Origin of the sequence: Pseudomonas sp. RV120224-01b (assembly GCF_003208145.1) — a bacterium.
Taxonomy (GTDB): domain Bacteria; phylum Pseudomonadota; class Gammaproteobacteria; order Pseudomonadales; family Pseudomonadaceae; genus Aquipseudomonas; species Aquipseudomonas monteilii.
Genome location: NZ_QKMQ01000017.1, coordinates 54,662 through 76,936, shown reverse-complemented (window position 1 = coordinate 76,936; position 22,275 = coordinate 54,662). Strand labels below are relative to the sequence as shown.

Here is a 22,275-nt window from a genome sequence, read left to right as displayed (position 1 = left end):
AAGCGTGGCACTGGCTCAACCACAGGTAATCAGGGGGAACCGGCCACCGTGGCGATGGCCGGGCGGCACATCAACGATTGGCGAAATACATCGTCACTTCAAAGCCGATGCGCAGGTCGGTAAAGGCGGGTTTATTCCACATGGGCAATCCTCTTCTTATGCCGGGGGATTCCGGTAGAGGCATTAATGCACGGGGGGCGCTGGGGTCGAATGCTACTTTGGAAGGAAACTGCGGGGTGCGTTAGTAGGAGGTACCGGGGATTGCTGAAGCATTTGCATGGTCAGTGCGGGCCTCATCGCCGGCAAGCCAGCTCCCACAGGGACCGCGCATAGCTTGGGGAAGCTGCGGTCGAGGTGGGAGCTGGCTTGCCGGCGATGGGCTGCAAAGCAGCCCCCGAGGCCATCCCAGGTTTTAGAAGAAGCCCAACGGATTGATATCGTAGCTCACCAGCAAGTTCTTGGTCTGCTGATAGTGGTCAAGCATCATCTTGTGCGTCTCACGGCCCACCCCCGACTTCTTGTACCCGCCAAACGCTGCATGCGCCGGGTACAGGTGATAGCAGTTGGTCCACACGCGGCCAGCCTTGATCCCACGGCCCATGCGGTAAGCACGGTTGATATCGCGGGTCCACAGGCCGGCACCCAGGCCAAACTCGGTGTCGTTGGCGATCGCCAGCGCTTCGGCTTCGTCCTTGAAGGTGGTCACGCCCACCACCGGCCCGAAGATTTCCTCCTGGAACACGCGCATCGCGTTGGTGCCCTTGAGCAGGGTCGGCTGGATGTAGTAACCCGTGGCCAGGTCGCCTTGCAGCCGCTCGGCAGCACCACCGGTGAGCAGCTGCGCACCCTCTTCCCGAGCGATATCCAGGTAAGAGAGGATCTTGTCGTATTGCTGTTCCGAGGCCTGGGCGCCCACCATGGTCTCGGTGTCCAGCGGGTTGCCCCGGGTGATCTTGGCGATCTTTTTCATCACCTCGGCCATGAACGGCTCGTAGATCGACTCCTGGATCAGCGCCCGCGACGGGCAGGTGCACACTTCGCCCTGGTTGAAGAACGCCAGCACCAGGCCTTCGGCGGCCTTTTCGATGAACGCGGGCTCCGCCTGCATGATGTCTTCGAAGAAGATGTTCGGCGACTTGCCGCCCAGTTCGACAGTAGACGGGATGATGTTCTCGGCTGCGCATTTCATGATGTGCGAGCCCACCGGGGTGGAGCCGGTGAAGGCGATCTTGGCAATCCGCTTGCTGGTGGCCAACGCCTCGCCAGCCTCACGGCCAAAGCCCTGGACGATGTTCAGCACGCCGGCGGGCAGCAGGTCGGCAATCAGCTCGGCAAAAATGGTGATCGACAGCGGCGTCTGTTCAGCCGGTTTGAGCACTACGCAGTTGCCGGCAGCCAGGGCCGGGGCAAGCTTCCAGGCCGCCATCAGCAGCGGGAAGTTCCACGGGATGATCTGCCCGACCACACCCAGCGGCTCGTGAATGTGATAGGCCACGGTACCTTCGTTGATCTCAGCCGCACCGCCCTCCTGGGCACGAATGCAGCCGGCGAAATAGCGGAAGTGGTCGGCCGCCAGCGGCACGTCGGCATTGAGCGTTTCGCGCACGGCCTTGCCGTTGTCCCAGCTTTCGGTAACGGCCAGCACCTCCAGGTTCTGCTCGATACGGTCGGCGATTTTCAGCAGCACCAGGGCGCGGTCCTGCACCGAGGTCTTGCCCCAGGCTTCGGCGGCGGCATGCGCAGCGTCCAGCGCCCGATCGATGTCCTGGGCGGTGGAGCGCGGGAATTCGGCGATCGGCTGGCCATTGACCGGCGAGCTGTTGGTGAAGTACTGGCCAGCCAATGGCGGCACGAACGCGCCATTGATGAAGTTGCCATAGCGTGGCTTGAAGGACACGACGGCGCCTGGAGTTCCGGGTTGTGCGTAGATCATGCTGAGCCTCTGTGGGTCGATGCCTGTCCAGCGACAGGCGATGCAGCGATGGTAAAAAGCCCCGCGTGCCAGGCGAATGCATCGTTGGCAGCGGGGCTCTCCTCATTTGGTAGTAGGCGGCAGGGCCGCAGCCTTACGGCTTGGCGCTGGCCGTTTGCTGCAACTGCTTGGGCAACTTGAAGGTCCAGAGCATGCCGCCCTGGTTGAAGTCCTTGACCCGCTTGGCCACTTCGCCGCCCCACAGCGGTACGGCGCCGCCCCACCCGGAAACCACCGACACATATTGCTCGCCGTCCATTTCCCAGGTCACGGGCGAGCCGAGCACGCCGGAGCCGGTCTGGAATTCCCAGACCTTGTCACCGGTCTTGGCGTTGAAGGCCTGCAGGAAGCCTTCTGGCGTACCGGTAAACACCAGGTTGCCCTTGGTGGTCAGCACCCCGCCCCACAGCGGCGCGTAGTTCTTGTGGCGCCACACTTCCTTGCCGCTGATCGGGTCGATGGCACGCAGCACGCCGATGTAGTCTTCGTTGAGCGGCTTGATGGTGAAGCCGGCACCGAGGAACGCCGCGCCCTTCTTGTAGGCAATGCCTTCGTTCCAGATGTCCATGCCCCACTCGTTGGACGGCACGTAGAACAACCCGGTGTCCTTGTTGTAGGCCATCGGCATCCAGTTCTTGGCACCGAGGAAGGCCGGCGCGACGAACACCGAGCTGCCTTTGGCCTCGCTACCCGGTGCGCCCGGGCGGCTGGCTTCGTTGTAGATCGGCCGCCCGTCCTTGTCCAGGCCGGTGGCCCAGGTGATCTTGTCGACGAAGGGGAAGCCACGGATGAACTTGCCGTTGGTGCGGTCCAGCACGTAGAAGAAGCCGTTACGGTCGGCGGTGGCGGCGGCCTTGATCTCTTTGCCGCCGTCCTTGTAGTTGAACGAGATCAGCTCGTTGACGCCGTCGAAGTCCCAGCCGTCATGCGGCGTGCTCTGGAAGTGCCACTTGATGGTGCCGTCGTCCGGGTTCAGCGCCAGGCGCGACGAGGAATACAGGTTGTCGCCAGGGCGCAGGTGCGAGTTCCATGGCGCCGGGTTGCCGGTGCCGAACAGGATCAGGTTGGTTTCCGGGTCGTAGTAACCGCCCAGCCACGGCGCAGCGCCGCCGGTCTTCCACAGGTCGCCTGGCCAGGTCTTGCCCGCCTCGCCGCCGGAGATACCGTTTTCGATGGCCTTGCCGTCTTTGTACACGTAGCCCATGTGCCCTTCCACGGTAGGGCGCATCCACAGCAGCTCGCCGTTCTCCGGGTTATAGGCCTGGATCTTGCCCACCACGCCGAACTCGCCACCGGCCACGCCGGTGATCAACTTGTCGTTGACGATCATGGGCGCGGCACTGATGGAATAGCCTTCCTTGTGGTCGGCCACCTTCTTGCTCCACACCACTTTGCCGGTGTCCTTGTTCAAGGCCACCAGCTTGGCGTCCAGCGTGCCGAAGAACACCAGGTCGCCATACAGTGCCACGCCCCGGTTGATCACGTCGCAGCACGGGCGAATGTCATCCGGCAGGCGCGCATCGTATTGCCACAGTTTCTTGCCGGTGCGGGCGTCCACGGCAAACACCCGCGAGTAGGAGCCGGTCAGGTACATCACCCCGTCCTTGATCAGCGGCTGGGCCTGCTGGCCGCGCTGCTTCTCACCGCCAAAAGAGAACGCCCAGACCGGGCGCAGTTCCTTGACGTTGTTGGCATTGAGCAGGTCCAGCGGGCTGTAGCGCTGGCCCTGCACGCCCAGGCCATTGGTCACGATCTGCTGCGGGTTCTTCGGGTCCTGAAGGATTTCTTCATTGCTGACAGCGGCGTGGGCCGCGCCAGCAAGCAGCATGGCGCTGAGCACCAGGCTCACGGCGAACAAGGGGCGACGCGGGGATCGGGTCATGACGGCTACCTTTGGTTTTTTGTTGTATCCGGGAAAATTTCCCGGTGTGCCGGGAATTCTTGGTCCCGACCCGGTTGCCAACAATTGCCCGCAGTGCGGAGATTTCTAGTTCCTTGGTACAAGGCTGGCGGACGGTTCACTATCAACGCGCTGTAAACGCTGACGCTCATAACGCGGATACAGGTGACTGACGCTGCGAATCAACTCGTACCGCGTCAGGCTGATACCGGCAAATCGCTCGGGGATGGGGCTGCGGATCATCTCGGCCATGTCATCACCACGGGCCGCGCCGTCGCGCATCAGGCCGTCCAGCCAGCCCAGGTAGTCGCGCATCTGCGCAAAGGGCCGGGCATCGCTGGCAACCGGACCATGCCCCGGCACCAGCTGCTTCCAGGGCAGCGCTTGCAAGGTGTCCAGATCCTTGAGCCACACCTCCAGCCCCGGGCTGTTGGGCGTGGTCAGGGCACGTTCGTAAAACACCAGGTCGCCGGCGAACAGCACGCCGGTCTTTTCATCCAGAATCGCCAGGTCGGCACCGGTATGCCCGCCCAGGGCCAGCAGACGCAGCCGGTGCCCGCCGACCTCGTGGATACCCGCCTCCAGCACACGGGTTGGCAGCACGACTTCGGTGCCGCGCATCCAGTCGCCGACCAGGCGGTACATGTTCTCGGCCATGGCATCGCCCTGCTGGCGCAACAAATCACCGGTACCCGCCAAGGCCCCGATAGGCACATCGGTAAAGGCCTGGTTCCCCAGCACATGGTCGGGGTGATGATGGGTCAGCAGCACCTCCAGCACCGGCTTGTCGGTGGTGGCGGCGATGGCCTGGCGCAGCGCTTCGCCGTAGCGTTTCGAGGGGCCGCTGTCGATCACCACCACACCGCTGTCGGTGACGATGAACGCGGTATTGACGATGTTGCCGCCGTTGCTCCTGGCGAAATTGTCGGTGCTGCCTTCCAGCAGCCAAGTGTCTGCGGCTATTTGCCGAGGTGCAAGCCGATAGTCAAGGTCAGCCCAGGCCGGCAGGCCCAGGCACAGCAGCAACAACGGTATCCAACGCATACAGGCGCCTCTGGTCACAGGTGAAGTCGGACAACAGGGTCAGGGCACCGCCGCCTCGAACTGGTTGCCACTGTTGTCCTGCAGCACCAGCCGGGTCGGCCCGGGGCCCTGGATGTCGAACCCGAGGTTGGGGTTTTCGCTGACGGCCGGGTACAGCTCGAGGTGGGCCAGGCGCTGGCCGTTCGCATCCTGCAGCTCGGCCTGGTTGAGGAAGAATTCGGGAATGCCGCTGACCAGGCCGTTATCCATCGGGTGAGCCACCTGCAGACGCACGCGGCTGCTGTCGCCACGCGGGTAGCGCCCGCCCAGCACTTCGCCGAGGTGCTCCTCCCAGCCAGGTTGCGTGCGCACCACACTGGGTGCGGTGCAGCCACCACCAGCGGCGTCGATCAGGGTCGAGCCGACGTGCCACAGGCCGTCACGCGTCTGCACCGCAGCGCGCAGCGGCGTGGCCTGTTCGATGCGGATGCGGATCGACAACCAGGGCAGCACACGCTCGCCGGGCTGGAAATCGACAATACGCGGCAAAGGGTTCAGCTCCGCCCAGGCGATGATACGTACCACATCGCCAGAAAACGCCCGGGCATCGATCTCCAGCGGCACCTGGCGTGCGTCCTCGGCAAACGGCGGCGCCAGCAGCTTGACCCGGTCGTCGAAGACGAACGCGGCCTGGCCCAGTAGCTGCTTGTGGTAGAAGTCCCACATTACCGAGGGTACCGGGTCTGTCTGGGTACCTTGCGTGGCCGCCAGGGCCGCACAAGGCATCCAGCAGGCCAGCAGTAGTGTCGCTCGCCATTTCATGAAACGCTCCTTTGGAACAGTCTTACCCAATCCCTGTGGGAGCGGGCTTGCCCGCGAAGCAGGCGCCGCGGTGGATGGCACGGGCTTCGCCCGTGTTCGCGGGCATGCCCGCTCCCACAGGGATTGGGTTCGCTTGCGCTACTGATACATTTCCGGGACCTCGTAACGCAGGCCGTAAGCGGCATACATGGCCTTGAGCCGGCCATCACGGATCATCGCTTCGAGGGCTTCCTCCACGGCATAGGCCAACTGGCGATTGCTTTCATGCACCGCCATGCCAATCTCCCAGGCCTGCTTGCCCAGGTTGGGGTAGGCGTTTTCCGCCAGGGCCAGTTGCGGGTCGCCAGCCTGGTGCAGTTGCCAGTCAACCTCGCCGCGCATGGCCATCACCGCGTCCACCTGCCCGGCCTGCATCGCGGCGAACGCCTGTTGCACACCGGGGTAATGATGGGTTTTGGCACTGAGCATGCCGTTGAACACCGACGTCAGGTAGAACGACGGCACGCTGTCTACCTCGACCCCGATGGGGTGCTGCTGGAACACCGCCACACTGGCCACCGATGCCAGTCGACGGCGGTCGTACGCGACTTGCCAGCGCTCTTCCTGATAGGGGCCGAACATCACCACCTGGCCGTTTTCCAGCTCGCCCACCTCGTTGCGTTTTTGCGCATAGTCGTGGTCGTAAGGCACCCGCATCATCAGGTCGGCCAGCTGCTGGTGGCGCAGCGGGCTGCCGCGCCAGATATAGTCACGCAGGTCATCGTCGAGCTTTTCCCCGGGCGGCGCCCAGATCAGATGCAGGCGCACCCCCATGGCCGTGGCCAGGGCCTGCGCCAGCTCCACATCCACACCGCGGGGCTTGCCGTGGTCCTCGAAACTGTAAGGGGCAAAGTCCTTGTACACCGCCACTTTCAACTCGCCCGCAGCGATGATCGCGTCATAGTTGCGCACCTGCGCCTGGGCTGCAGCGCAGCACAGCAGCAGGCCACTCAACAGCACCGCCCACAGACGCATGGCCGTCACTCCTCGACGTGCACGCTGTCCAGATAGGTACGTACCGCCCACAAGGCTTCCTGGCTCAGGTAGTCGGCCATTTTCGGCATGTACACGCGGCCGTCGCGAACCGCGCCATGGCGTACCCGCTCGACGAACCACTCGTCGCCCGCCTCACCCGCATCGAGCATGCGCAGGTCCGGCGCAATGCCACCGGATTTGGCTTCAAGGCCATGGCAGGCGGCGCAGTTCTGGTTGTAGGCAGAGGCACCGATTTCCACGGCCTTGTCGTGCTCCGGCGAAGTACGGTACGGGTTGACCGCCGCCCAGCCGTCGCCGTCCAGGCTTACGCCAGCGTCCTTGATCGGGGTCAGGCCCTTGGTCTCCACTGCCTGGGGCACCACGTTGCCATGAGCCCAGGCCGTACCGCTCAGCACAGCCGCAGCCAGCAGCCCTGTAGCCAGCAACACATTGCGTTTTGTTGTCATTGTTATGCCCTCACCATTGCACGCAAAGCCTCAACCACAGAGGCCGTGCCGCCATCTTAAAAACAGCCCGCAGGCGGCCGAATGCTGCTTTGGTGGCCGGGCCTTACTCCCTTGGTAGTAGGGCTTGTGGTGAAGGGCCAATTGAGGTGCCGCTCGGGAACTCTTCCCGGCAAGGGCGGGATATTTTCCGTATCCGCCCAAGGCTGCATCGCCGCACCCTGTGCAGGCCAAAACCTCCACAGGGAACTGCAACCATGACAACAAGAACGCTACCCGCCCTTTCCCCTCTGGCCCTCAGCGTGCGGGCCCTGCTGCTGGCCGGTAGCCTGGCCCTGAGCAACGCGGCCATCGCGGCCACTCCCCCAGCGGCACCTACCGGCAAGAACGTGACCTGGGAAGACATCGCCAACGACCACCTGACCACAAAGGACGTGCTGCAATACGGCATGGGCACCAACGCCCAACGCTGGAGCCCGTTGGCCCAGGTCAACGACAAGAACGTATTCAAGCTCACCCCGGCGTGGTCCTATTCCTTCGGTGACGAGAAGCAGCGCGGCCAGGAATCCCAGGCCATCGTCAGTGACGGCGTGGTCTACGTCACCGGCTCCTACTCGCGGGTATTCGCCCTGGATGCCAAGACCGGCAAACGCCTGTGGACCTACAACCACCGCCTGCCCGACAACATTCGCCCGTGCTGCGACGTGGTCAACCGCGGGGCGGCGATCTACGGCGACAAGATCTACTTCGGCACCCTGGACGCGCGGGTCATCGCCCTGGACAAGCACACCGGCAAGGTGGTGTGGAACAAGAAGTTCGGCGACCACAGCGCCGGCTACACCATGACCGGCGCCCCGGTGCTGATCAAGGACAAGACCAGCGGCAAGGTGTTGCTGATCCATGGCAGCTCCGGCGATGAGTTCGGCGTGGTTGGCCAGCTGTTCGCCCGCGACCCGGAAACGGGTGAAGAAGTGTGGATGCGGCCCTTCGTCGAAGGCCACATGGGCCGCCTGAACGGCAAGGACAGTACCCCGACCGGCGACGTCAAGGCGCCGTCCTGGCCAGATGACCCAACCACCGAGACCGGCAAGGTCGAAGCCTGGAGCCACGGCGGCGGCGCCCCTTGGCAAAGTGCAAGCTTCGATGCCGAGACCAACACCATCATCGTCGGCGCTGGCAACCCAGGCCCCTGGAACACCTGGGCCCGCACCTCCAAGGATGGCAACCCCCACGACTACGACAGCCTCTACACCTCGGGCCAGGTGGGCGTCGACCCGAGCACCGGCGAGGTGAAGTGGTTCTACCAGCACACGCCAAACGATGCCTGGGACTTCTCTGGCAACAACGAGCTGGTGCTGTTCGACTACAAGGACAAGGACGGCAAGGTGGTCAAGGCCACCGCCCACGCCGACCGCAACGGCTTCTTCTACGTGGTCGACCGCAACAACGGCAAGCTGCAGAACGCCTTCCCGTTCGTGGACAACATCACCTGGGCCAGCCACATCGACCTGAAAACCGGTCGCCCGGTAGAAAACCCTGGCCAGCGCCCGGCCAAGCCGCTGCCGGGTGAAACCAAGGGCAAACCGGTGGAAGTGTCACCGCCGTTCCTCGGTGGCAAAAACTGGAACCCCATGGCCTACAGCCAGGACACCGGCCTGTTCTACATCCCCGGCAACCAGTGGAAGGAGGAGTACTGGACCGAGGAAGTGAACTACAAGAAAGGCTCGGCGTACCTGGGCATGGGCTTCCGCATCAAGCGCATGTACGACGACCACGTCGGCACCCTGCGGGCGATGGACCCGACCACCGGCAAGCTGGTGTGGGAGCACAAGGAGCACCTGCCACTGTGGGCCGGCGTGCTGGCCACCAAGGGCAACCTGGTGTTCACCGGCACCGGTGACGGCTTCTTCAAGGCCTTTGACGCCAAGACGGGCAAGGAGCTGTGGAAGTTCCAGACCGGCAGCGGCATCGTTTCGCCACCCATCACCTGGGAGCAGGACGGCGAACAGTACATCGGCGTGACCGTGGGCTACGGCGGCGCCGTGCCGTTGTGGGGCGGTGACATGGCTGAGCTGACCAAGCCGGTGGCCCAGGGTGGTTCGTTCTGGGTGTTCAAGATCCCGAGCTGGGACAACAAGACCGCGCAGCGTTGATCGCCTGCGGGGAGCGGGCCAACCCCCTCCCCGCTTTTGCTCATCTTCCGCCAGGAGCCTTTCACCATGAACTACCTGCCATTTGCCTTGCTGTTGGTACTATCCCCCGCCATGGCGGTGAGTGCCGACGACGATGGCAACGATGCCCCCCTGACCGTCAACGGTTGCGTGATTGCCGAAGCCAGCCAGTGCCCGGGGGCCAACCTTCGCGGCGCCAACCTGGCCAACCAGGACCTGCGCAAGATGAACCTGGCCGGCGCCGACCTGCGTGAGGCCGACCTGCGCCATGCCCTGCTGGACCTGGCCAACCTGGAAAAGGCTCGCCTGCAAGGCGCCAACCTGACCCGCGCCAGCCTGCAGCAGAGCAACCTGCGCTTGGCTGACCTGAGCAATAGCAAGTTGGTCGCCATCCAGGGCTGGGGCATGTTCGCCCAAGGCGCGCAGTTCGAGAAAGCCGACCTCGGCGCGGCCTACTTGCAGTTTGCCCGGCTGTCAGGGGCAAAGATGCACCAGACCAACCTGCAGGCCGCAGACCTGGAAATGGCCTGGCTGAGCAAGACGGACCTGCAAGAGGCCAACCTGGGGGACGCTAATCTGCAAGAAGCCAAATTTGGCCAGAGCAACCTGGAACGCGCCGATTTGCGCGGGGCGCGGCAGCATTACGGGAATTTTCAGGAGGCCAACATGGAGGGGTGCAAGGGGTGCCCTGAAACCTGGGACAAATGAGCTCAGTTAGCTGGGGCCGCTTTGCGGCCCATCGCGACACAAGGCCGCTCCCACAGTGACGGCGTACATTCCAATTGCTGTGTGTACGCGATCACTGTGGGAGCGGCCTTGTGTCGCGATGGGCTGCGAAGCAGCCCCAATAGCCGCAGCCATAACACCTCACCCCGCCACCCTCACCACCCCCAGATCAATCCCCAAATGTACCAGCTCGGCATGCGAGCTGACCTGCAACTTGCTCTTGAGCAAGGTCAGGTGATTGGACACAGTCTTGCCACTGATACACAGCTGCTCGGCAATCACCCGCGCCGGGGTGCCTTTGGCCAACATCGTGAAAATCTCCAACTCACGCTGGGTCATGCGCTGCAAACGCGGGTCATTGGCGCTCTGTTGTGACGTGCAAGCCAACTGGGTAGCCAAAGGCTGTTCGATGTAAGCATGCCCGGCCAACACCCGCTGCACCGCCTCGATCAACACCTCGGGCGCCGAGTTTTTGGTCAGGTAACCCGAGGCCCCGGCTTCAAGCGCCTGGCGCACCAGCGGCAGCTCATCGTGCATGCTGAAAAACAGCACCCGCAACTGGGGCAGGCGCTGGCGCAGGCGGCGGGTGGTTTCAAGGCCGCTAATGCCAGGCAGGCCAAAATCCATGATCACCAGGTTAGGCACTTGCTCCTGAACCCGGGCCAAGGCCTCTTCGCCACTGGCAGCCTCACGTACTTCCATCGTGGGCAACACCGCCCGCAGCAGGCTGGCATAGCCCTGGCGGACCACGGCATGGTCATCGACCAATACAATATTCATCACACCTCCAAGGGAATGTTCAGAGCCAGTGCCCAGCCAGCCCCGGGGCGGCTGAAAATGCGCAGTTCGCCCCCCAGGCTACGGGCGCGTTCGGCCATCGAATGCAGGCCTACGCCGGGCCGTTGCGGCTGACGGGCTCCACAGCCATTGTCGCGAATCAGCAGGCGCAGGCCCTTGGCGCTGCGCTGCAGACGTACCCGCACCTGGCTGGCACCGGCATGCCGGGCGACATTGGTCAGCGCCTCTTGCAGCAACCGGTACAGGTGCGTGCGGCTCGCCCCGGGCAACGTTGGCAAGCGCTCGCCAATCTGGAGGCGACAAGCGATACCCTGGCTGGCCTGCCACTGGTTGACGAGCAGGTCGAAGGCTTCAGCCAGCGGCATGTGTTGCAACGCCACCGGATACAGGTCACGCACCAACGCACGAAAGCCCTGTTGCAGGCGTTCGCAATTGAGTGCCAGGGCTTGCGCCGTCTGTTCCACCACAGTCGGCTGGTCGGCCACCATGCGCAACAGGCAGACCTGGGCACGGATACCTGCCAGGTATTGGCCAAGGTCGTCGTGCAGCGTCTGCGCCAGGTGGGTGCGCTCCTGCTCCTGCACTGCCAGCAGGGCCTGCGTCAGTTGCGTATTGTCGGCCTGGGTCTGCTCCAGGGTGGCGGCCATGCGGTTGAAGTGTTCCGCCAGCTGACGGGCCTCCGGCAGGCCGGCCTCGCGCAGGCGGGCCGTCAACTGCCCGCCCGAAACCTGACGCAAGGCTTGCAGCAGCTCATCCAGCAAACCCATGCCACGCCGTACCGCCCAGCGGATGGTCAACAGGCTCAATAGCAACGCCAGGCCGAACAAGCCGAGCAGTTGCTGCAAGGCATCCCAGACTTCGTCGATCTCATCCCGCGCATCTACAGCAATCAGCACCCGGGCCCCGTCATTCAGGTCCAGCAGCCGGCTGCTACTGTGCCGCTCACCCAACAGCTGGCGGCCCAGCCAGGCATCCAGGCCGCTCTGCGCCGGTAGCTGCGGTGCTTCCCCCGCCGCCAGCCAGTGTACCCGCACATGGCGCAGGCTCTGGGTCAGCCGTGGTTGCAGGCTTGCCGGGTCACGTTCGGCGGTGTCGCCGAGGTAAGCCACCACGGCTTCGGCAGACTGCAACTCACGCTCAACATCCGCCACCGCCTGGTGCAACAGCACGCCGGCACAGGCCAGCGTCACCAGGGCGAAGCAGCATGTGACCCAGAGGTTGATCCGCCACAGGGCCGACAGGTTGACAGGGCGCACAGGCGATTCTCCTTGGGCGTTGTAGCCCATCGTGTTTCCCATCGTAAAGCCGCAGCACCTACGCCGAATTACTACCTTGGTACCGGCCGGGCGCTACTTTCTGCATATTTCCCCCTCCCGGTGGGCTTCCTATGCTGGCGCCATCTGCCGTGGAGTATGTTATGCGCCAGCCTGCCCCTCTTGCCCTGACCTGCCTGCTGGCCCTGGCCGCGGCGCTGTGCGCACCGCTGGCATCCGCCGCAGAACCCTTGCAGGTACGCATCGGCTACCTGAGCTATCGCCCCGACCCAGGCCCGTTGTTGTCCAACATCATCCCCGAGCCTGCCGATGCCGGGCTGCAAGGCGCGGAACTGGCGATTGTCGACAGCAACAGCACGGGGCGCTTCCTGAAGCAGCAATTCCAGCTGGCCAAGGCCACCGCCGACAGCCCCGAAGCCTTGCTGCAGGCGGCCAAGGCTCAGCACGACCAAGGCCTGCGGCTGTTCGTGGTGAATGCCCCGGCCGCCAGCCTGCGCGCGTTGTCTGCCGCCCTGCCCGACAGCCTGCTGTTCAACGCCGGCAGCCCCGACGACAGCTTGCGCAGCAGCCAGTGCCTGGGCAATGTGCTGCACAGCCTGCCGAGCCGGGCCATGCTGGCCGACGCCCTGGTGCAGTTCATGGTATTGCGCAAATGGCAGCGGGCGCTGCTGGTTGTCGGCCAGACCGAAGACGACCAGGCTTACGCCGCCGCCCTGCGCAGGGCAATGAAGCGCTTTGGTGTGCAGCTGGTTGCAGAAAAAGCCTGGACCTTCGACAACGACCAGCGCCGCAGCGCCCAGGCCGACATGCCGCTGTTCACGCAAACCGCCGAATACGACGTGGTGCTTGTGGCGGACGAACGCGGCGACTTCGGCGAGTACCTGCCCTACCAGACCTGGTACCCGCGCCCGGTGGCAGGCACCCAGGGGCTGACCCCCACCGGCTGGCACAAGACCGTGGAAACCTTCGGCGCCGCGCAGTTGCAAAAACGCTTCGAAGCCCAGGCCGGGCGCTGGATGAACGACCGTGACTTTGCCGCCTGGATGGCCGTGCGCAGCGTCGCCAGTGCAGTCAGCAAACTGCGCCAGACCGAACCACATGCGTTGCAGCAACTGCTGCTCAGCGAGCAGTTGCCGCTGGACGGGTTCAAGGGCCGCAAGCTCAGCTACCGCCCGTGGAACGGCGAACTGCGCCAGCCAATCCCGCTGGTACAGCCGCGCGCCCTGGTCAGCACCTCGCCGCAGGAAGGTTTCCTGCACCCCTTCAACGAAATGGACAGCCTGGGCTACGACAAGCCCGAAGTGACCTGCAGCTACCCCTGACCCGATCACCACAACAATAAGGAATTCGCCATGCGCCGCCTCTTTCACAGGGCCCTGCTTTGCCCCAGCCTGCTATCGGCCGCCCTGGCACTGGCCAGCGGGCATACCATGGCTGCCACTGCCTGGGTCTCCAACGAGAAAGACAACAGCCTCAGCCTGATCGACATGCAAACGCTTGAAGTCACCGACACCTTGCCGGTCGGCCAGCGCCCGCGCGGCCTGCTGCTGTCCCACGACAACAAGTTGCTGTACATCTGCGCCAGCGATTCGGACCGGGTGCAGGTGATGGACGTGGCCACCCACAAGATCATCAAGGAGCTGCCCTCCGGCAAGGACCCCGAGCAGTTCGCCCTGCACCCCAACGACCGCTGGCTGTACGTGTCCAACGAGGACGACGCGCTGGTGACAGTGATCGACACCGTCACCGACAAGGTGCTGGGGCAGATCGACGTCGGCATCGAACCCGAAGGCATGGCAGTCAGCCCTGACGGCAAATGGGCAGTCAACACCAGCGAAACCACCAACATGCTGCACTGGATCGACACCAGCACCCAGACCCTGGCCGACAGCACCCTGGTCGATCAGCGACCACGCTTCGTCGAGTTCAACAAGGACGGCTCGCGGCTGTGGGCATCGGCGGAAATCGGCGGCACGGTGACCATTCTCGACGTGGCCACGCGCCAGGTACTCAAAACCCTGAACTTCCAGATCAAGGGCGTGCACCCGGACAAGGTCCAGCCGGTGGGCATCAAGCTCAGCGCCGATGGCAAGTACGCCTTCGTCGCCCTGGGCCCGGCCAACCATGTGGCGGTGATCGATGCCAACACCTACGAGGTGCTCGACTACCTGTTGGTCGGGCGACGTGTCTGGCAGCTGGCGTTCACCCCGGACCAGAGCCAGTTGCTGGCCACCAACGGCGTCAGCGGCGATGTTTCGGTCATCGATGCGAAAAACCTCAAAGTGCTCAAGTCGGTGAAGGTCGGGCGCTACCCCTGGGGTGTGGTGGTCACACCATGAACGCCCTCGACGTCAGTGAGGTAAGCTTTGCCTATGGCCAGCGCGCGGCACTCAAACAGGTCGGATTCAGCCTGGCGCCCGGGCGCTTCGCCGCGTTGCTGGGCCCCAACGGCGCTGGCAAATCGACACTTGTCGCCCTGCTTACCCGCCTGTACGACCTGCAGCACGGCGACATCCGCGTAGGCGGCTGCTCGCTGCGCAATGCCGCACGCCCGGCTTTGCGCCAGCTGGGCGTGGTGTTTCAGCAAAGCACCCTCGACCTGGACCTGACCGTTGAACAGAACCTGCGCTACCACGCGGCGCTGCATGGCCTGTCGCGGCACCAGAGCAACCAACGGGTCGACGCCGAACTGGCCCGTCAAGGGCTGGGCGAACGTCGGCATGAGCGTGTTCGTGCGCTGAACATCGGCCATCGGCGCCGGGTGGAGATTGCCCGCGCCCTGCTGCACGAACCACGCCTGCTACTGCTTGACGAAGCCAGTGTCGGCCTCGACCCGGCCAGCCGCCTGGCGCTCAACCAGCACGTACGACGGTTGTGCCGCGAGCAGCAGCTCAGCGTGCTGTGGACCACCCACCTGCTGGACGAGGTCCAGCCCAGCGATGACCTGCTCATATTGCATCAAGGCCGCCTGGTAGCACGCGGTACCGCCGACGCCCTGAGCCTGGAGCACGGTGGCGACCTCGACAATGCCTTTGCCCGGCTGACCAGCGCGCCCTCAGGAGCCAACGCCCAATGAACGCTTACTGGCAATGTTTCAACGGCATCATGCTGCGCGAATGGCTACGCTTCGTGATGCAGCGCACGCGCCTGCTCAGTGCGCTGGTGCGCCCGCTGCTGTGGTTGCTGGTGTTCGCCGCCGGGTTTCGTGCGGCCCTGGGCATTGCCATCATCGAGCCCTACGACACCTACATTCCCTACGAGGTGTACATCATCCCGGGCCTGGCCTGCATGATCTTGCTGTTCAATGGCATGCAGGGCTCGCTGTCGATGGTGTATGACCGGGAGATGGGCAGCATGCGCGTGCTGCTGACCAGCCCGTTGCCACGGCCGTTCCTGCTGGGCAGCAAGCTGTTGGCGACCGCGTTGATTTCCCTGCTGCAGGTGTATGCCTTCCTCGCCATCGCCTGGCTGTACGGCGTACAGCCGCCAGCGGCGGGCCTGCTGCTGGCACTGCCGGCAATGCTGCTGGTAGCGTTGATGCTCAGCGCCCTGGGGCTGCTGCTGTCGAACGCGATCCGCCAGCTGGAGAACTTTGCCGGGGTGATGAACTTCGTGATCTTCCCGCTGTTTTTCCTGTCGTCGGCGTTGTACCCGCTGTGGAAGATGCGCGAGGCCAGCCAGTGGCTGTACTGGCTGTGTGCGGTGAACCCGTTCACCCATGCCGTGGAGCTGGTGCGGTTCGCACTGTATGAGCGGTTGAACCTGCTGGCACTGGCTGTATGCCTTGGCTTGACCATGCTGTTCACCCTGCTGGCGATACTCACGTTCAACCCCCAGCATGCCGCGCTGCGCAAGCCGCGCTGAAGCCGCCTGCCTGGGGCTGCTTTGCGGCCCCCTGTTCATGAGCAGCGCCTACTACTTTAGTACTGCCTTTGCTGTCTGATCGTCGCATTCACAACACACCACCGCTGGCATGTAATGGGCCTATAACAAAAAGGATAAAACCATGCCACGTGCCCCGCGCCCTTTGCTGGCTGCCCTTTCGCTGTGTCTGTCACTGGGTATCGCCCAGGCCGACACCACCCCGCTGTTTTCCGCCGAAGGCTACCGCGCCACCCTCTACCGCAGCCCGACCCCGCAACAGGTCGAGGGCGGCCAGGTCATCGACACCGCCACGCTGCAAAAGCTGCTGGCACACAGCCCCAGGCCCGTACTGATCGACGTCTATCGCCGCCAATGGCTGCAAGGCCAATTCATCGAAGACGAACCGCACGCCAACCTCCCCGGTAGCCTTTGGCTGGCCAACACCGGCGACGGCGAGCTGAGCCCGGCCTGGCAGGACTACTTCGTGCGCAACCTGCAAAAAGCCACTGCCGGGCACCCGGAGCACCCCCTGGTTTTTTATTGCCGCTCCGATTGCTGGTTAAGCTGGAACGCGGTAAAACGCGCTAAAGCCCTGGGCTACAACAACCTGTACTGGTACCGCGACGGCCTGGACGCCTGGCAGCAGGCCAACCTGCCACTGCAGCCAGCGCAACCCGTGCCCTTTCCCTGAACTGCCTGCAAATGCGTGCCCCGCCCCCTCCAATAAAAACAAGGTGAAAAGGCCATGTACAAAATTTTGATTGCCGACGATCACCCGCTGTTTCGCGAAGCCATCCACAACGTCATCAGCGATGGCTTCCAGGGCAGCGAGGTCATGGAAACCGCCGACCTGGACAGCGCCCTGGCCCTGACCCAGGCGCACGACGACCTCGACCTGATCCTGCTCGACCTGAACATGCCCGGCATGCACGGACTTAACGGCCTGATTACCCTGCGCAACGAGGCGCCGACCACCCCGGTGGTGATCGTTTCGGCCGAGCAGGAAAAGCAGATCGTGCTGCAGGCCATCACCTACGGTGCCGTGGGTTTCATTACCAAGTCCTCGCCCCGTTCGCAGATGATCGAAGCGATCGAGCAGATCCTCAACGGCAATGTCTACCTGCCGCCCGACATCATCCGCGCCCAGAAAAGCAGCACCGGCCGGCGCCACAACGAGGCGCCGAGCTTCCCACCGGAAATGCTCCAGGCCCTGACGCGCAAGCAGCTGCTGGTGCTGGAGCGCATGACCAAGGGTGAGTCGAACAAGCAGATCGCCTACACGCTGGACATCGCCGAAACCACGGTCAAGGCCCATGTTTCGGCGATCTTGCGCAAGCTCAATGTGCATAATCGGGTGCAGGCCATCCTGAGTGCTGGTGATATTGATTTTGCTGACTACCTGCGGCGTTAACCTGTTCTGGCCTCTTCGCGGGCTCGCCCGCTCCCACAGGTATTGTGCAGGTTCGAAGCCTGTAGAATTCCTGTGGGAGCGGGCGAGCCCGCGAAGAGGCCAGCGGCTATGTCATGCTGCCGGCCAGCAGATGACTCATCGCCGTCTTGAGCTTCATCGGCCGCACCGGCTTATGCATCAGGGTGTGGCCCAGCTCGCGAATCTGCTGCTTGAGGTCGTTGCTGTAGTTCGCGGTAATCATTAGCGCCGGTAATGGCTGGGTGCGCCGGGCATTGATCCGCGCCACGGCGTCGACGCCGTTGCAGTCGTTGTCCAGGTGGTAATCCGCTATCAGCAGGTCGGCTTCGGCATGGTAGTTGTCCACCTGCCGCGCCAGGTCTTCCTCCGACAGCGCCGTGACCACCCGGCAGCCCCACCCCTCCAGCAAGGTGCGCATGCCGGCGCAAATCGCCGCGTCGTTATCCAGCACCCACACCCGCGCACCGCGCAGGCGTTCAAGCATCGGCTCGCTGACCACCTGGCTCGGCTGGGTTTTGGGCGCGGTGGTGCTCAGTGGCACTTCGACGGCAAATACCGAGCCTTTGCCAAGCCATGAACGTACCCGTATCCGATGCCCAAGGATGCCGGCGATTTTTTCTACAATCGCCAGGCCCAGGCCCAACCCGCGGTCCTGGTCCGGGCGCTGCACATCACCGCGCTTGAACTCCTGGAACATGTCGTCCAGGTGCTCTTCGGCAATGCCGATGCCACTGTCCCACACTTCGATCCGCAGGCCGCCACGCAGGCGCCGGCAGCCCAGCACCACACGCCCGCTGCGGGTATAGCGAATGGCATTGCTGAGCAGGTTGCGCAGGATCCGCGCCAGCAGCTGGATGTCACTGCGCACCACCGCCGAGCAACCCACGAAATGCAGTTCAAGGCCTTCACTGCGCGCCACCTGTGCGTATTCGGCAGCAAGGTTGTCCATCAGTTCGCGCAGGGCAAACGGGGCGACATCGGCTTTGATCACCCCGGCATCGAGCTTGGAAATGTCCACCAGGGTGCCGAGCAGGTTCTCCACATCTTCCAGCGAATTGCTGACGTTACGTACCAGGTGGGCACTGTCTTGCGGGTCGCGGCGCTCCAGCAATGCGCTGGTGAACAGCCGCGCCGCATTCAGCGGTTGCAGCAGGTCGTGGCTGACCGCTGCGAGGAACTTGGTTTTCGACAGGTTGGCCTGTTCGGCCTCGCGCTTGGCCTCGCGCAGGCGAGCCTCGGCTTGGCTTCGCTCTTCGATTTCACGCAGCAACTGGTCGTTGAGGCTGGTCAGTTCGGCGGTGCGTTCACGCACCCGCTGCTCCAGGTGCTGATAGGCCTGGTGCAGCGCCTGGGCAGTGTTGCGCCGCTCGGTAATGTCGCGGATCAACACGAAGATGCCCACCACCTCGCCGCTGGCCAGGCGGTTCGGCACGTAGGAGCGCAGCATGTAGCGTTCCTGGCCATTGATATTGGTTTCGGCAAATTCGAAGGTGACGCTCTCCCCCGCCAGCGCCCGCGCCACATAGGCTTCCAGGCGCTGGTAATGCTGTTCGCTGTGGGCCTCGCGCAGGCTCTGGCCAAGCATTACGCCGTGGGGCCAGCAATACCATTCTTCATACACCTTGTTGGTGAACTCGTAGACCAGATCGGCGTTCAGGTAAGCGATCAGCGCCGGTACATTATCGGTAATCAGGCGAATCTGGTGCTGGTGGGCGGTCTCGGCCCGCTGCCGGGCCTCGCTGAGCAAGCGGTTGACGGCCTTGAGCTCGGCCATGGCCTGGTTCAGGGCATCGGTGCGTTCACGCACCTGCTCGGCCAGCACCACGGAATGCTGAAACGCCGCATAGGGATCGTTACCCCGGGTTACCCCAGACTCGATGCGTTCGATCAACGCACCGTTGATCCGCTGCAGCTTTTGGTTTTCGTGCTGCAGCCGGGTGACCTCGGCCTGCAGTTCAGCGCCCGACAGGAGGCCGATTGCGGGCAATGGCGACCCCGGTGAAGGTCTGGTTGATGTGCATGCCATTGAACTGTTCTCCGTAGGTGTTGAAGCCGATCACCCGCTGCTCACGCAGAAACGCGCCGACCGGTTCCAGGCCCTGCCGGGCCTCCAGTTCCAGCCGCCGCAGGAAGCAATCACAACCAATGGTCAGCAGCAGCGGCCCGAGGCGCTGGCGCAGGCCGTCGAACAGCTGGTGCAGGTTAGGCAACAGCGGGCCCGGGGTCATGGCCGTAAGCACGATGCCGTTTTCCACTGCACAGTAAAAACTCAGGCTCAGGTCCGGGTGCACCTGCTGGATCGCCCGCACGTAGTACTGGTCGTGAATACGTACAGCCAGCGGGTGGGCGGCGAACACCCGATGGTCGAGCGCAGCCACGGGTACGCCGATGTGGCGGGCGTACTCTTCGGCTGCGGGCTCGGCATTCAGTTCGAAAACCCGGCGCTGGGCGCTGTCGGCGCCGGTTACCACCAGCTTTTCCTGGCGCGGCAAAATGTGGTGCGTGGTGAACACTTCAAAATCGAGCCAGGTGTTGACCAGCACCACCACGGCCGCACCGTTGTGAAACGCGCCGCCGTAGTACACATGGGTGCGGGTGAGGTAGTTGTCGTCACCGGCTGAACCGCCAAAATGCGGGATATCACCCAAGGCCGCGCTGAGGGCCGCGAGCACCATTTCCTCACGGCTGGACAAGCCATCGAGCAAGGTCAGGGCAAAGCTGTGGCCCTTGATGGGTGCCAGCGTATTGCTGCGGCAGGTGCCGACCAGGCGCTCGACCATCTGCTGCGCGTCGATCAGGCTGAAGTGCTCCATTTCATCGATCAGCGCGGTGGCGATGGAAAAGTGCCGGTGATCAAAGCCTAGGGCTGTGACGCAATTACGGCCGTACCCCTGGGGCGTGATTTCGCCGGCGCTGGTGCAACCGACCAGGCGGATGCCGCCGAAACCCTGCTCCAGGGCCTCGCCCAAGGCCTGCAAGTCGTATTCGGCGGAGCAGAAGAACAGCACGAAACCCAGGTGCGGATGCAGCAATTGCCGCGCCAGGTCCTGGGCGGCCAACCGGGCGTCGGTGGCCTGGGACATGGCGCTGACCACACCGTCGTTTTGAGCCTGCTGCATTGGGGTCTCCGGCGCGGGGTGGCTGAGTGGCAAGTGTACGAAGGTGTTTGCGAGGGACGAATGCTACTTGGGTAGCGGGTGGGCGGTTCCATGGGCGTAAATGGCCATTTCATTTGGGGCCGCTTTGCGGCCCATCGCCGGCAAGCCAGCTCCCACAGGGACCGCGTAAAGCCGGAGATCAGCACTGTACCTGTGGGAGCTGGCTTGCCGGCGATGGGCTGCGCAGCAGCCCCAAAAATCTACCAGGTCAACACCGCACCCACTGCAAAGGTATCGGTGTCTTCGTTCTGCGCACTGGTGTCATGACCATCGATGGAAAACTGGTTGTACTCGGCCACCAGCTTCAGGTTGTCGTTGACGTCATGGAACAGTGCCACGCCACGGGTCTCGTAGTCCGCACCGCTGCCCACCGCGCCGTTGCCGTCGTCCTTGGTCTTGCCATACGACAAGGCAATGCGGTTCTTGCCGACCTTGTACGAACCCTGCAACAGGTAGCCGTCACTGTCGACGTTACGCAAGACCGGTTCGCCGGCATTGTTGGTAAAGAACGGGTTGATACCCTTGGCCTGGAACCCCGAGCCGGTCAGCGACAGCCCGCCCATCTTCGCCTGCACGCCATAGCCAACACCTTTGGACGTGATCGTCTCTACCGTCGAGTCGGTGTTGTCGGAGGTCTGGTAGCTGCCGTTGACCCAGCTGTAGATCTGCGCCCCGCCCAGGTCGAACTGGTAGGTAATCTCGCTCTCGGTACGCGGGTTTTCCTGGTAGGCCTTGCCGGTCGGGCTGCTGTCGTTGGTGTCCACCGGGTCCATGATGCCCACCGCCACGCGCAGGCCGTCCATTACCGGGGTGCGGTAGGTGATCTGCGAGGTGGGGAACGGGTATGGGTAGCCACTGCCGATGTTGCCGAACGACACCCCGCCGCCGTCCACCAGCCCCAAGGTGTCACTGACCTGGCCGTAGCCGGCCAGCAGTTCGTCGAGCAGGATGTTGGAACGGGCGAACAGCCCGAAGTCCTTGCCGATCAACACCTCGCCCCACTCGGGATTGGCCACTGTGCCGTAGAACTGGCGCACGTCGATGGCGGTGTCGGTGCCGTTGGTTTCACTGTCGTTGATGGTGACCCAGAACGAGGCACGTGCGCCGAGCTTCAGGTCATCCACCTGCTTGCCCATGTTGAAGCCCAGGTAGTTGGGCAAGAAGCCCATTTTCACCCGCGACTGGCGGCGATCGAACTGCTCGCCTTCGCGGTCGACCTTGCTGTTGACGTAGAAGGCATTGATGTAGCCGTCGGTGGAAAAGGTGGTCTGGTCTTTGTCGTACAGCATGATCTCGGCTTCGGCGACGCCACTCAGGCCCAGGGCAGAAAAGCTGGCGATGGCGGCGGCGAGGAAACGAGGCGGCAGGTGCTTATTGTTGTTGTACATGGCGCGCTCCAAACAGGGGACTGGATGTCGGAGGCGATTATCAGAACAGGGCAAATTGCCAGATACGCTGCTTTGGGGCGGGGTGTTGGGTGCTTTGGATTGGAGGATGGGGTGCGGTGATTTGGTGCTGGTACCAGGTTGGGGCAGGATGCAGGACTTAGGGTGTACGCATGAGTGACTGGCAAGTATCAATACACCTGAACGAAATAGGGCCGCTTTGCGGCCCATCGCCGGCAAGCCAGCTCCCACAGAGACCGCGCATAACTTGAGGT

20 protein-coding genes are annotated in these 22,275 nt (G+C 63.5%); 8 read left to right on the top strand and 12 right to left on the bottom strand.

What is annotated here, in order from left to right; all coding sequences use genetic code 11:
* Positions 1-70: 70 nt before the first annotated feature.
* The 7 genes from pqqA to pedF form a co-directional block, all read right to left on the bottom strand.
* Positions 71-142, bottom strand: a complete 72-nt coding sequence (pqqA, locus tag N436_RS22445; RefSeq protein ID WP_010455123.1) for a pyrroloquinoline quinone precursor peptide PqqA — start codon at positions 140-142, stop codon at positions 71-73.
* 270 nt (positions 143-412) lie between these two features.
* Entirely contained in the window at positions 413-1,933 is a 1,521-nt protein-coding gene (locus N436_RS22440) for an aldehyde dehydrogenase family protein (protein WP_104834961.1), read from the bottom strand.
* Positions 1,934-2,066: 133 nt separating this feature from the next.
* The gene (gene pedH, locus N436_RS22435) at positions 2,067-3,854 is read right to left on the bottom strand and encodes a PQQ-dependent alcohol dehydrogenase PedH (protein ID WP_110741987.1); all 1,788 of its coding nucleotides are present in this window, start codon (positions 3,852-3,854) and stop codon (positions 2,067-2,069) included.
* A gap of 105 nt (positions 3,855-3,959) precedes the next feature.
* Positions 3,960-4,916: a quinoprotein relay system zinc metallohydrolase 1 gene (locus N436_RS22430; RefSeq protein ID WP_105947861.1), complete on the bottom strand. Its 957-nt coding sequence runs from the start codon at positions 4,914-4,916 to the stop codon at positions 3,960-3,962.
* A gap of 39 nt (positions 4,917-4,955) precedes the next feature.
* Positions 4,956-5,717, bottom strand: coding sequence for a quinoprotein dehydrogenase-associated SoxYZ-like carrier (locus tag N436_RS22425; RefSeq protein ID WP_110741986.1), 762 nt, complete (start codon positions 5,715-5,717; stop codon positions 4,956-4,958).
* A gap of 138 nt (positions 5,718-5,855) precedes the next feature.
* Positions 5,856-6,731: an ABC transporter substrate-binding protein gene (locus N436_RS22415; RefSeq protein ID WP_105947863.1), complete on the bottom strand. Its 876-nt coding sequence runs from the start codon at positions 6,729-6,731 to the stop codon at positions 5,856-5,858.
* Between the two features lie 5 nt (positions 6,732-6,736).
* Positions 6,737-7,198 carry a cytochrome c-550 PedF gene (pedF, locus tag N436_RS22410; RefSeq protein WP_016714301.1) on the bottom strand — a complete coding sequence of 154 codons (462 nt, stop codon included), beginning with the start codon at positions 7,196-7,198 and terminating at the stop codon, positions 6,737-6,739.
* Between the two features lie 254 nt (positions 7,199-7,452).
* Here pedF and exaA point away from each other — a divergent pair, with 254 nt between their 5' ends.
* Both exaA and N436_RS22400 read left to right on the top strand, forming a co-directional pair.
* Positions 7,453-9,348: a quinoprotein ethanol dehydrogenase gene (exaA, locus tag N436_RS22405; protein ID WP_110741984.1), complete on the top strand. Its 1,896-nt coding sequence runs from the start codon at positions 7,453-7,455 to the stop codon at positions 9,346-9,348.
* Between the two features lie 66 nt (positions 9,349-9,414).
* Positions 9,415-10,074 (top strand): pentapeptide repeat-containing protein, encoded by a 660-nt coding sequence (locus N436_RS22400; RefSeq protein ID WP_110741983.1) that lies wholly within the window; start codon positions 9,415-9,417, stop codon positions 10,072-10,074.
* Between the two features lie 159 nt (positions 10,075-10,233).
* On the opposite strand, the gene N436_RS22395 is transcribed toward N436_RS22400, so the two are convergent.
* Both N436_RS22395 and N436_RS22390 read right to left on the bottom strand, forming a co-directional pair.
* The gene (locus N436_RS22395; protein ID WP_110741982.1) at positions 10,234-10,872 is read right to left on the bottom strand and encodes a response regulator transcription factor; all 639 of its coding nucleotides are present in this window, start codon (positions 10,870-10,872) and stop codon (positions 10,234-10,236) included.
* The gene (locus tag N436_RS22390; protein WP_110741981.1) at positions 10,872-12,146 is read right to left on the bottom strand and encodes a histidine kinase; all 1,275 of its coding nucleotides are present in this window, start codon (positions 12,144-12,146) and stop codon (positions 10,872-10,874) included. The genes N436_RS22395 and N436_RS22390 overlap by 1 nt, the downstream gene beginning before the upstream one ends.
* A gap of 161 nt (positions 12,147-12,307) precedes the next feature.
* On the opposite strand from N436_RS22390, the gene N436_RS22385 reads away from it, so the two are divergent.
* The 6 genes from N436_RS22385 to N436_RS22360 all read left to right on the top strand — a co-directional run bounded on the left by N436_RS22385 (position 12,308) and on the right by N436_RS22360 (position 17,439).
* Positions 12,308-13,486, top strand: coding sequence for an ABC transporter substrate-binding protein (locus N436_RS22385; RefSeq protein WP_105947868.1), 1,179 nt, complete (start codon positions 12,308-12,310; stop codon positions 13,484-13,486).
* A 30-nt stretch (positions 13,487-13,516) separates the two neighbouring features.
* The gene (locus tag N436_RS22380) at positions 13,517-14,503 is read left to right on the top strand and encodes a YVTN family beta-propeller repeat protein (RefSeq protein WP_105947869.1); all 987 of its coding nucleotides are present in this window, start codon (positions 13,517-13,519) and stop codon (positions 14,501-14,503) included.
* Positions 14,500-15,240, top strand: coding sequence for an ABC transporter ATP-binding protein (locus N436_RS22375; protein ID WP_110741980.1), 741 nt, complete (start codon positions 14,500-14,502; stop codon positions 15,238-15,240). The genes N436_RS22380 and N436_RS22375 overlap by 4 nt, the downstream gene beginning before the upstream one ends.
* Positions 15,237-16,028 (top strand): ABC transporter permease, encoded by a 792-nt coding sequence (locus tag N436_RS22370; RefSeq protein WP_105947871.1) that lies wholly within the window; start codon positions 15,237-15,239, stop codon positions 16,026-16,028. The genes N436_RS22375 and N436_RS22370 overlap by 4 nt, the downstream gene beginning before the upstream one ends.
* 142 nt (positions 16,029-16,170) lie before the next feature.
* Complete coding sequence (locus tag N436_RS22365) at positions 16,171-16,719, top strand: PQQ-dependent catabolism-associated CXXCW motif protein (RefSeq protein ID WP_110741979.1); 549 nt, start codon at positions 16,171-16,173, stop codon at positions 16,717-16,719.
* A gap of 54 nt (positions 16,720-16,773) precedes the next feature.
* The gene (locus tag N436_RS22360) at positions 16,774-17,439 is read left to right on the top strand and encodes a response regulator transcription factor (RefSeq protein WP_105947873.1); all 666 of its coding nucleotides are present in this window, start codon (positions 16,774-16,776) and stop codon (positions 17,437-17,439) included.
* A 106-nt stretch (positions 17,440-17,545) separates the two neighbouring features.
* Here the strand turns inward: N436_RS22360 and N436_RS22355 are convergent, their stop codons facing one another.
* The 3 genes from N436_RS22355 to N436_RS22345 all read right to left on the bottom strand — a co-directional run bounded on the left by N436_RS22355 (position 17,546) and on the right by N436_RS22345 (position 22,003).
* Entirely contained in the window at positions 17,546-19,483 is a 1,938-nt protein-coding gene (locus tag N436_RS22355) for a NahK/ErcS family hybrid sensor histidine kinase/response regulator (RefSeq protein ID WP_371920931.1), read from the bottom strand.
* A complete protein-coding gene (gene nosP / locus N436_RS22350) occupies positions 19,413-20,576 on the bottom strand; it encodes a nitric oxide-sensing protein NosP (RefSeq protein WP_110741977.1) in 1,164 nt (387 codons plus the stop codon). The genes N436_RS22355 and nosP overlap by 71 nt, the downstream gene beginning before the upstream one ends.
* 239 nt (positions 20,577-20,815) lie before the next feature.
* Complete coding sequence (locus tag N436_RS22345) at positions 20,816-22,003, bottom strand: porin (RefSeq protein WP_016714314.1); 1,188 nt, start codon at positions 22,001-22,003, stop codon at positions 20,816-20,818.
* Positions 22,004-22,275: the final 272 nt, after the last annotated feature.